The organism is Arenimonas sp. (assembly GCF_041919775.1).
In the GTDB taxonomy this organism is placed as follows: Bacteria; Pseudomonadota; Gammaproteobacteria; order Xanthomonadales; family Xanthomonadaceae; genus Arenimonas.
The window spans coordinates 73,548-84,628 of record NZ_JAYRTE010000012.1 but is presented as its reverse complement, the minus strand read 5'-3'; the positions used below and the strand labels follow the sequence as shown (position 1 = coordinate 84,628).

Genomic DNA, 11,081 nt, shown 5'->3' with positions numbered 1-11,081 from the left:
TGAGCGCCTTCAGGCGCGAATCTTTGGACTTTGCCCTTGGCAAAGAAGGGATTCGCGCCTGAAGGCGCTCCTACACCGGGCAGTGGCTCAGGCCGCGCCGGAGGCGACGACCTGGGCCAGGCGGCGCACCGCGACCGACAGCGTCGGGTAGTCGAGGTCGCGCAGGTCGCGCATGTCCGCGAACATCGCCAGCGTGTAGCGCAGCGCCGCGTCGTCGCGTTCCAGCCAGCGCGCCAGCCGCTCCGACGCCGGCAGGCCGGCACCGGCCACCAGCACCTGCGCCACCAGCGCACGCTGCTGCGCCTGCAGCTCGTCGCGCAGCACGCCGCGGGCCTGGGCGTGCCAGCGGCCGCCGACCGGCAGCGCCTCGACCGCGTCCATCAGCCACTTGGTGTACAGCGCATCGGACAGGCTGAAATACGTCGCGGCCACCTCGGTCACCGGCAGCGACTGTTCGATCGACACCTCGACGATGTCCAGCGCGTAGGCCAGGAACGGCAGGCTGGCGAAGGCCCGGGCCATGTCCTCCGGGTAGCCCTGCGCCTGCCAGCGGGCGACGTCGGCCGCCAGCTCCTCGCGCGCCGGCGCGGGCAGGACCCGGGCCAGCGCAGCGCGCAGCTCGGCCACGCCGCCGGCGTAACGTTCCACCTTCTCGGCGATGTTGAGCACCTCGCCCGGCCGGTTGAGCAGCCAGCGCGTGAGGTTGCGCTGCAGGTGCCAGATGCTGGTCAGGGCCTCGAGCTGGGCCGATTCGCTGACCTTCAGGTCCAGCGCATCGATACCGGTCCACAGTTCGCGGGCCTCGAGCACTTCGCGGCTGATCGTGAAGGCCTTGGCGATCTGCGCCGGCGACTGGCCGGTGTCTTCCTGCATGCGCAGCAGGAAGGTCGCGCCCATGCGGTTGACCGTGGAGTTGGTGACCGCGGTGGCGATGATCTCGCGGCGCAGGCGGTGGTTTTCCATGTCCTGCGCGAAGCGCTCCTGCAGGGCATTGGGGAAATAACGCACCAGCTCCTTGGACAGGTAGGGGTCCTCGGGCACGTCCGAGTCGAGCATCTGGTTGAAGACGACGATCTTGTCGTAGCTCAGCAGTACGCTCAGCTCCGGACGCGTGAGGCCCTGGCCCCGGGCCTTGCGGTCGCCGAGCTCGGCCTCCGAGGGCAGGAATTCGATCGCGCGGTCGAGCAGGCCCTGGTCCTCCAGCACGCGGATGAAGTGCCCGAACGAGCCCAGGCGGGCCGCGCTCATGCGCTCCATCAGGCTGATGGCCTGGTTCTGGCGGTAGTTGTCGTTGAGCACCAGCTCGGCGACCTCGTCGGTCATGCTGGCCAGCAGCTCGTTGCGCTGCGGCAGGCTGAGCTCCTCGCGCTGCACCGGCGCCGACAGCAGGATCTTGATGTTCACCTCGTGGTCCGAGGTGTCCACGCCGGCGGAGTTGTCGATGAAGTCGGTGTTCACCAGCACGCCATTCATCGCGGCCTCGATGCGGCCGCGCTGGGTCAGGCCCAGGTTGCCGCCCTCGCCCACCGCGCGGCAGCGCAGCTCGTTGCCGTTGACGCGCAGGCCGTTGTTGGCGCGATCACCGGCGTCGGCGTGGCTTTCGCTGCTCGCCTTGACGTAGGTGCCGATGCCGCCGTTCCAAAGCAGGTCCACCGGCGCCTTCAGGATGGCGTTCATCAGCGCCATCGGGGTCAGCTGCTCGACGTCGTCGGCCAGGCCCAGGGCCTGGCGCACCTGCGGGCTGACCGGGATGGACTTGAGCGAACGCGGGAACACGCCGCCGCCTTCCGAAATGAGCGACTTGTCGTAGTCCTCCCAGCTCGAGCGCGGCACGGCGAACATGCGCTCGCGCTCGACGTAGCTGAGCGCCGAATCCGGGTTCGGGTCAAGGAAGATGTGCCGGTGGTCGAAGGCCGCGACCAGGCGGATGTGGCGCGAGAGTAGCATGCCGTTGCCGAACACGTCGCCGGACATGTCGCCGATGCCCACGCAGGTGAAGTCCTGCGACTGGCTGTCGATGCCCAGCGCGCGGAAGTGGCGCTTGACCGACTCCCAGGCGCCGCGGGCGGTGATGCCCATGCCCTTGTGGTCGTAGCCGACCGAACCGCCGGAGGCGAAGGCATCGCCCAGCCAGTAGCCGTGTTCGGCGGAAATGCCGTTGGCGATGTCCGAGAACGTGGCGGTGCCCTTGTCGGCCGCGACCACCAGGTAGGGGTCGTCGCCGTCGTGGCGCACCACGTCCTGCGGATGCACCAGCTCGCCGTCCACCAGGTTGTCGGTGATGTCGAGCAGGCCGTTGATGAAACGTTTGTAGCAGGCGATGCCCTCGGCCAGCTGGGCGTCGCGGTCGCCGCCCACCGGCGGCCGCTTGACCACGAAACCGCCCTTGGAACCGACCGGCACGATGACGGTGTTCTTCACCATCTGCGCCTTCACCAGGCCCAGCACCTCGGTGCGGAAATCCTCGCGGCGGTCGGACCAGCGCAGGCCACCGCGGGCCACCGGCCCGAAGCGCAGGTGCACGCCCTCGACGTACGGCGAATACACGAAGATCTCGCGGTAAGGCCGCGGCTTCGGCAGGTCAGGCACCAGGGCCGGGTCGAACTTGAAGGCGATGTAGTCGCGGAACGCGCCGTCCTTGCGCTGGTAGAAATTGGTGCGCAGCGTGGCGTTGATCAGCGACTGGTAGCCGCGAAGGATGCGGTCGTCGTCGATGCTCTGCACGGCGCTGTCGAGCAGGATTTCCAGCGCGTCGGTGACGGCGTCGACCTGGGCGGCGCGGTCGAGCGTGCGGGCCGCGGCGATTTCCTGCGGGATGGTGTCCAGGGCCTTGCGGCGGTCCTTGGGCAGCAGCCAGGCGATCTGGTCGTGCAGCGCCTGCCGGCCGGCCTCGTCGAGCGGGTTCTCGCGACCGGGCTCGAAGCGCGCCGCGAACAGTTCCCACAGCAGGCGGGCGATGACCGGGTAGCGCTGCAGGGTTTCTTCCATGTACGGCTGCGAGAACGGGACGCCGGTCTGCAGCGCGTACTTGGTGTAGCTGCGCAGCATCGCGATGTCGCGCCACTCCAGGCGGGCGCTGGGCAGCAGCTGGTTGAAGCCGTCGTTCTCGGCTTCGCCGCTCCACACCGCGGTGAAGGCTTCCTCGAAGGGCTGGCGGGCGGCGTCGACGTCGATCTCGCCGTGGCGGGCCTGCACCTCGAAGTCCTGGATCGAGATGCGTTCGCCCTCGACTTCCATTTCGTAGGGATGCTCGGTGAGCACGCGCAGGCCGAGGTTTTCCATCACCGGCAGAACGTCCGACAGCGCGATGTCGCCGCTGCGGCGCACCAGCTTCAGGCGCAGGTCGTCGCCGTGGCGGTAGAAGGAAATGCGCTGGTCGCCCGGGCCTTCCAGGCGCGAGGCCTGCAGCACGTCGGCGGCGGCCACCTGCGGCGACACCGCTTCGACGTAACCCGCCGGCAGCGCGCGGCCGTAGGTCTGGGCCAGTTTGAGCCCCACTTCCTCGCCCGCCTCGCGCACGAGGATTTCGCGCAGCTCGTCGTGCCAGTCGCGCACGATGCGGGCGAGTTCGGCCTCCAGCTGGTCCTGGTCGAAATCGACCCGGCAGCCGGCCTTGGGCCGGATGACCAGGTGCAGCTGGGCCAGCGGCGATTCGCCGATCTGCACGCTGTGGTCGAGGCGTTCGCCGCCCAGCGCACGCATCAGCACCGCTTCGATGCGGTGGCGGATGCTGGTGTTGAAACGGTCGCGCGGGATGTAGACCAGGGCCGAGAAGAAACGGCCGTAGCGGTCGCGGCGCAGGAACAGGCGGGTGCGCGCGCGTTCCTGCAGGCCCAGGATGCCCATCGCGGTGCGCTGGAGTTCCTCGGCGCTGGACTGGAACAGTTCTTCGCGCGGCAGGGTTTCCAGGATGTGGCGCAGGGCCTTGCCGCTGTGGCTGGTCGGGGCCAGGCCCGACGCCGCCATCACGTGTTCGTGGCGCAGGCGCACCATCGGGATTTCCCAGGGCCGGCGGTTGTAGGCGCTGGAGGTGTACAGGCCGAGGAAGCGCTGCTCGCGCACGGCGCGGCCGTTTTCGTCGAAGGCCAGCACGCCGATGTAGTCCATGTAACCGGGCCGGTGCACGGTCGCGCGGGCATTGGTCTTGGTCAGGATCAGCACGTCGAGCGACGTACCCGCCGGCAGGTCGGCGGCGGCCAGGCCGGTGATCGGTCGCGACTGCGCCTGCTGGTCCTTGCCGCGCAGCAGGCCCAGGCCGCTGCCTTCGACGGCGCGCAGCTCGCGATCAATCACTTCGTATTCGCGGTAGCCCAGGAAGGTGAAGTGGTTGTCGGCGGCCCAGCGCAGGAAGGCTTCGGTCTCGGCGCGGCAGGCGGCGTCCACCGGCAGCTGGCGCGCCGGGATCTCCCCGGCGATTTCCAGCATCTTCTCGCGCATCGGCGACCAGTCGGCGACCGCCGAGCGCACGTCGGCCAGGGCCTCGCGGATGGCCTGCTCGATGTCGGCAAGCGCGGCGGCGTCGGCCTGGCGGTCGATCTCGAGGTACATCAGCGATTCGGCTTCGCCCTCGCCCACCGCCTGCAGGCGGCCGGCGCCGTCGCGACGCAGCGAAACCACCGGGTGCGCGATCTGGTGCAGCGTGATGTCGAACTTCGACAGCGCCATGCGCACCGAGTCGACCAGGAAGGGCATGTCGTCGTTGACGATGCGCACGACCGTGTGGGTGCTCTCGTAGCCGTCGGTGGCCTGCGACGGGCTGCCGATCGACACCAGCACCGTGCCCGGCGCCCGTTCGCGGGCAAAACCCAGGAAGCTGCGCACGATCGCGGCCCATTCCGCGGCCGGACGGCTGCGCAGCTCCTCGTCCGGGACCCGCGCAAAGAAGCTTCGGGCGAACACCTCCAGCAGGTCCTTGTCGGGCTGGGACGCGGGGCCGGCCAGGGCGGCGGCAATGGCGTCAAGGGACTCGGCGGAAGCCAGGGCGTGGGCGTTCATCAGCTGCTTTCTCGCAGGGGCGTGGGTAAAACGTGAATTGTAGTCCCGGGGACAACGCCCGGCCAGCTTGGACAGGCCAAAAAAGAAGCCCCGCTTCAGCGGGGCTTCGGATACGCCGGGGTACGGGCGACGGATCAGCGCAGGCCGGTCTCGTTGCGGGCGATGACCAGGCGCTGGATTTCGCTGGTGCCTTCGTAGATCTCGGTGATCTTGGCGTCGCGGAAATAGCGCTCGAGGGCCATTTCCTTCGAATAACCCATGCCGCCGTGGATCTGCACGGCCTGGTGCGTGATCCACATGGCCGCTTCCGACGCGGTGAGCTTGGCCACGGACGCTTCGGTGGTGAACTTCTGGTCCTGGCCCTTGAGCCAGGCCGCCCGCAGCGTCAGCAGCAGCGACGCGTCGAGCTTGCACTTCATGTCGGCGATCTTGGCCTGGGTCATCTGGAAGGCGCCGATCGGCTGGCCGAAGGCCTTGCGCTCGCGCACGTATTCCAGCGTGGCCTCGTAGGCGGCGCGCGCGACGCCGATGGCCTGCGACGCGATGCCGATGCGGCCGGCGTCGAGCACCCCCATGGCGATCTTGAAGCCCTGGCCTTCCTCGCCCAGCACGTCTTCGGCGGCGACCACGTAATCCTGGAATTCGATTTCGCAGGTGGCCGAGGCGCGGATGCCGAGCTTGGGCTCGGTCTTGCCGCGGTGGAAGCCGGGCTTGGTGGTGTCGATCAGGAAGGCGGTGATGCCCTTGGCGCCCTTGTCGGCGTCGGTCATCGCGAACAGCACGATGTACTTGGCCACCGGGCCGGAAGTGATCCAGCTCTTCTTGCCGTTCACCACGTAGCTGCCGTCGTCCTGGCGCACGGCCTTGCAGCGCATCGCGGTGGCGTCGGAACCGGACTGCGGCTCGGTCAGCGCGAAGGCACCGATTTCCTTGCCCTCGGCGATCGCGCGCACGTATTTCTGCTTCTGTTCCTCGGTGCCGAACTTGAGGATGCCGTTGCAGAACAGCGAGTTGTTCACCGACACGATGGTCGAATGGGCGCAGTCGGCCGCCGCGATCTCGACCATGGCCAGCACGTAGCTGACCGGGTCCATGCCGGCGCCGCCGTATTCGGCCGGGACCTCGATGCCCATCAGGCCGTTTTCACCCAGGGTGCGGATGTTTTCCAGCGGGAATTCGCCGGTGCGGTCGTGGTGTTCGGCGCTGGGGGCGATCTTTTCCTGGGAAATGCGCCGGGCGACGTCCTGGATCATCAGCTGTTCTTCGGTGAATCGGAAATCCACGGGGCACCTTCGGTTCGGTTCGGACAAGGACGCGATTGTAGCGGCTGGCGCCGTCGTCGGCAGGTCCACGCGGCGTGAAGCGCGCGCGGGCGCGGCTTGACGCTCCCGGCGAGCCGGCCTAACCTCGCCATATCTTTGAATCCGGATGGAAGGATAAATAATGGACCTGGACGCCTGGTCGGCCTGTTTGAAGGTCCTCTCCGATCCCACCCGGGTCCGCCTGCTGGCCCTGCTCGAAGGCGAGGAGCTGACGGTCGCCGAACTGGCCGCGATCACCCGCCTGGCCCAGCCGCGCGTCTCCACCCACCTGGCGCGGCTCAAGGAAGCCGACCTGGTGCGCGACCGCCGCGCCGGCGTCTCGGCCTATTACCGCTTCAACGGCGACACCCTGGACCCGGGCGAGGCGCGCCTGTGGGAAGCCCTGCGCGACAGCACCGACGACCCGCTGCTGCGCCAGGACGCCGAGCGCCTGCCGGCCGTGCTGGCCACCCGCGCCGCCGACCAGAACTGGGCCGATTCGGTGGCCGGCGACATGGAGCGCCACTATTCGCCGGGCCGCACCTGGGAAGCCCTGGCCCGCTCCACCCTGCCCCTGCTCGAACCCGGCGACGTGCTCGACGTTGCCTCCGGCGACGGCGTGCTGGGCGAACTGCTGGCGCCGCATGCGCGCCGCTACGTCTGCGTCGATTCGAGCAGTCGCGTGGTCAACGCCGCCCGCGAACGCCTGCGCAAGTACGCCCACGTCGAGGTCCTGGAAGGTGACATGCAGGCCCTGGATTTCCATGCTGCGCAGTTCGACCTGGTGCTGCTGATGCACGCGCTCACCTATGCCGAGCGTCCCGCCCAGGCCATCGCGGAAGCCGCGCGCGTGCTGCGCCCCGGCGGCCGCCTGGTCGCGACCTGCCTGGGCAAGCACGAGCACCGGGCCGCGGTCACGCCCTATGGCCACGTCAACCTCGGCTTCACGGTGAAGGAACTGCGCCGGCACGCCGAGAAGGCGGGGCTGGAAGTGACGGTCTGCGAAGCGGTGACCCGCGAGAAACGCCCGCCGCACTTCGAGGTGCTGACCCTGCTGGCACGCAAGCCATGAGCCAGCTGCCCTGGCACGACCCCGACCGCACCGGCCGGCTGCTGGAGGCGCTGGCTGAGCGCATCCTGGTGCTCGACGGCGCCATGGGCACCCTGATCCAGCGCCACGAACTGGGCGAGGCCGATTACCGCGGCGAACGTTTCGCCGCGTCGCCGCGCGACCTCAAGGGCAACAACGACCTGCTCACGCTCGTGCGTCCGGACGTCATCGCCGGCATCCACCAGGCCTACCTGGACGCCGGCGCCGACATCATCGAAACCAATACCTTCAACTCCACGGCGGTGTCGCAGTCCGACTACGGCCTGGAAGCGCTGGTGCCCGAACTCAATCGCGAGGCCGCGCGCCTGGCCCGCGAATGCGCCGCCCGCGCCGAAGCCGCCGATCCGAGCCGCCCGCGCTGGGTGGCCGGCGTGCTGGGCCCGACCAGCCGCACCGCGTCGATCAGCCCCAAGGTCGAGGACGCCGGCTATCGCAACACCAGCTTCGACGCGCTGGTGGCCGACTACAGCGTCGCCGCGCGCGGCCTGGTCGAGGGCGGCGCCGACATCCTGATGGTCGAGACCGTGTTCGACACGCTCAACGCCAAGGCAGCGCTTTACGCGCTGGACGTATTGTTCGAATCGCTGGGCGCACGCCTGCCGGTAATGATCTCGGGCACGATCACCGACCGCAGCGGCCGCACGCTGTCGGGCCAGACCGCGGAAGCCTTCTGGTACTCGCTGCGCCACGCCAAACCGCTGTCGGTGGGCCTGAACTGCGCGCTCGGCGCCCGCGACCTGCGCCCGCACGTGGACATGCTGTCCCAGGTCGCCGATACGCACGTCAGCTGCCATCCCAATGCCGGCCTGCCCAATGCCTTCGGCGGCTACGACGAAGGCCCGGAGGAAACCGCCGGCATCCTGCGCGAGTTCGCCGAAGCCGGCCTGCTGAACCTGGTCGGCGGCTGCTGCGGCACCACGCCGCAGCACATCGCCGCAATTGCCGCCGCTGTGAAGGGGCTGCCGCCGCGCCAGGTTCCCACCCTGCCCGCGTTCACGCGACTGGCTGGCCTGGAACCCTTCGTCATCACGCCGGACACCAACTTCGTCAACGTCGGCGAGCGCACGAATGTCACCGGCTCGATCCAGTTCAAGAAGCTGATCCTGGAAAACCGCTACGACGACGCGCTGGCGGTGGCCCGCCAGCAGGTCGAGAGCGGCGCCCAGGTCATCGACGTCAACATGGACGAGGGCATGCTCGACGCCGAGGCGGCGATGACCCGCTTCCTGAACCTGGTCGCCGCCGAGCCCGACATCGCCAAGGTGCCGGTGATGATCGACAGCTCGAAGTGGAGCGTGATCGAAGCCGGCCTGACATGCGTCCAGGGCAAGGCCATCGTCAACTCGATCTCGATGAAGGAAGGCGAGGCCGCCTTCCTCGCCCAGGCCCGCGAGGCCCGCCGGCACGGCGCGGCGGTGGTGGTGATGGCCTTCGACGAACAGGGCCAGGCCGACACCTTCGAACGCAAGGTGGCCATCTGCAGCCGCGCGTTTGCCCTGCTGGTCGACCAGGCGGGACTGGCACCCGAAGACATCATCTTCGACCCGAACATCTTCGCCATCGCCACCGGCATCGAGGAGCACGACGATTACGCCGTCGCCTTCATCGAGGCGGCGCGTGAACTGAAACGGCGCTTCCCCGACAGCCACGTCTCCGGCGGCGTCTCGAACGTCTCGTTTTCGTTCCGCGGCAACAACGCCGTGCGCGAGGCCATCCACAGCGTGTTCCTCTACCACGCGATCGGCGCGGGCATGGACATGGGCATCGTCAACGCCGGCGCCCTGGCCCTTTACGACGACCTGGACCCGGCGCTGCGCGAGGCAGTCGAGGACGTGGTGCTCAACCGCCGCGGCGACGGCACCGAACGCCTGCTGGCCGAGGCCGAAAAGCACAAGGCGAAGAAGGGAGAGGTCCGCAGCGAGGACCTGGCCTGGCGCGACTGGCCGGTGGACCGGCGCATCAGCCACGCGCTGGTGCACGGCATCGACAGGTTCATCGAAACCGACGCCGAAGAGGCGCGGCAGCAGTCGACGCGGCCGCTGGACGTCATCGAGGGCCCGCTGATGGCCGGCATGAACGTGGTCGGCGACCTCTTCGGCGCCGGCAAGATGTTCCTGCCCCAGGTGGTGAAGTCGGCCCGCGTGATGAAACGCGCCGTCGCCCACCTGATCCCCTACATCGAAGCCGAGAAGGCCCGCAGCGGCGACGCCGGCAAACCGCGCGGCAAGGTGCTGATGGCCACGGTGAAGGGCGACGTGCACGACATCGGCAAGAACATCGTCGGCGTGGTCCTGGCCTGCAACAACTTCGAGGTGGTGGACCTGGGGGTGATGGTGCCCTCGCAGGTGATCCTCGACCGCGCCCGCGAAGAGAAGGTCGATGCGATCGGCCTGTCCGGCCTGATCACGCCCTCGCTGGAGGAAATGAGCCACGTCGCCCGCGAAATGAAGCGCCAGGGCTTCAGCGTGCCGCTGCTGATCGGCGGCGCCACCACCTCGCGCGCGCACACCGCGCTCAAGATCGACCCGCACTACGATTCGCCGGTGGTCTGGGTGAAGGATGCCTCGCGCGCGGTCGGCGTCACCCAGTCGCTGCTCAGCAAGGAGCTGCGCGAACCCTTCGTAGCCGCCAACGCCGCCGACTATGCCGAAGTGCGCAAGCGCCACGCCAACCGCGGCGACGCCAAGCCCCTCGCCTCGCTCACCCGCGCCCGCGCCAATCGTTTCGACGGCGGCTGGGCCGACTACGTGCCGCCGGCGCCGCGCCAGCCGGGCCTGACGGTCTTCGATGATTTCCCGCTGGACGACCTGCGCGAGTTCATCGACTGGACGCCGTTTTTCCAGACCTGGGAGCTTTCCGGCCGCTACCCGGCGATCCTGACGGACCCGGTGGTCGGCGCGCAGGCCACCGAGCTCTTCGCCGATGCCCGGGCCATGCTCGACCGGATCATCAACGAGAAGTGGCTGCGGGCGAAGGCCGTGGCCGGCCTGTGGCCGGCGCGTTCGGTCGGCGACGACATCCAGGTGCTGGACGCGCACGGCCACCAGCGCGCCACCCTGCACTGCCTGCGCCAGCAGGCCGAAAAGCCGGACGACCGCCCCAACCTCTGCCTCGCCGACTTCATCGCGCCGCGCGACAGCGGCCGCGAGGACTGGATCGGCGCCTTCGCGGTCACCGCCGGCCTCGGCATCGAAACGCATCTGGCGCGCTTCGAAGCGGAGCACGACGACTACAACGCCATCCTGCTCAAGTCCCTTGCCGACCGCCTCGCCGAAGCCCTGGCCGAGGCCCTGCACCAGCGGGTACGCACCGACCTGTGGGGCTATGCGCCTGACGAGTCGCTGGACAACGACGCCCTGGTCCGCGAACAGTACCGCGGCATCCGGCCTGCGCCGGGCTATCCGGCCTGTCCGGAGCACAGCGAAAAGGCCACCCTGTTCGCCCTGCTCGACGCGGAACGGAACGCCGGCATGGCGCTGACCGAAAGTTTCGCGATGATGCCGGCGGCGGCGGTCAGCGGGCTGTACTTCTCGCACCCCGGCAGCCAATACTTCGTGGTCGGCCGGCTTTCCCGCGAGCAGGTGGCCGACTATGCACGCCGCAAGGGTGTCGCGCTGGCGCAGGCGGAACGCTGGCTCGCCCCGAACCTCGACTACGACCCGGAATAAGCACCC

3 protein-coding genes and 1 pseudogene are annotated in these 11,081 nt (G+C 68.9%); 2 read left to right on the top strand and 2 right to left on the bottom strand.

What is annotated here, in order from left to right; translation table 11 throughout:
• Positions 1-87: 87 nt before the first annotated feature.
• Together ACE3TE_RS08620 and ACE3TE_RS08615 are read right to left on the bottom strand one after the other, a co-directional pair.
• Positions 88-4,995 (bottom strand): NAD-glutamate dehydrogenase, encoded by a 4,908-nt coding sequence (locus ACE3TE_RS08620; RefSeq protein ID WP_374604058.1) that lies wholly within the window; start codon positions 4,993-4,995, stop codon positions 88-90.
• A 134-nt stretch (positions 4,996-5,129) separates the two neighbouring features.
• Positions 5,130-6,305 carry an acyl-CoA dehydrogenase family protein gene (locus tag ACE3TE_RS08615; protein ID WP_374604056.1) on the bottom strand — a complete coding sequence of 392 codons (1,176 nt, stop codon included), beginning with the start codon at positions 6,303-6,305 and terminating at the stop codon, positions 5,130-5,132.
• A 133-nt stretch (positions 6,306-6,438) separates the two neighbouring features.
• On the opposite strand from ACE3TE_RS08615, the pseudogene ACE3TE_RS08610 reads away from it, so the two are divergent.
• Positions 6,439-7,365: pseudogene (locus tag ACE3TE_RS08610) on the top strand (ArsR/SmtB family transcription factor); the annotation flags it as partial.
• Positions 7,365-11,075 carry a methionine synthase gene (gene metH / locus ACE3TE_RS08605; protein WP_374604054.1) on the top strand — a complete coding sequence of 1,237 codons (3,711 nt, stop codon included), beginning with the start codon at positions 7,365-7,367 and terminating at the stop codon, positions 11,073-11,075. The pseudogene ACE3TE_RS08610 and the gene metH, both read left to right, overlap by 1 nt.
• Positions 11,076-11,081 lie beyond the last annotated feature (6 nt).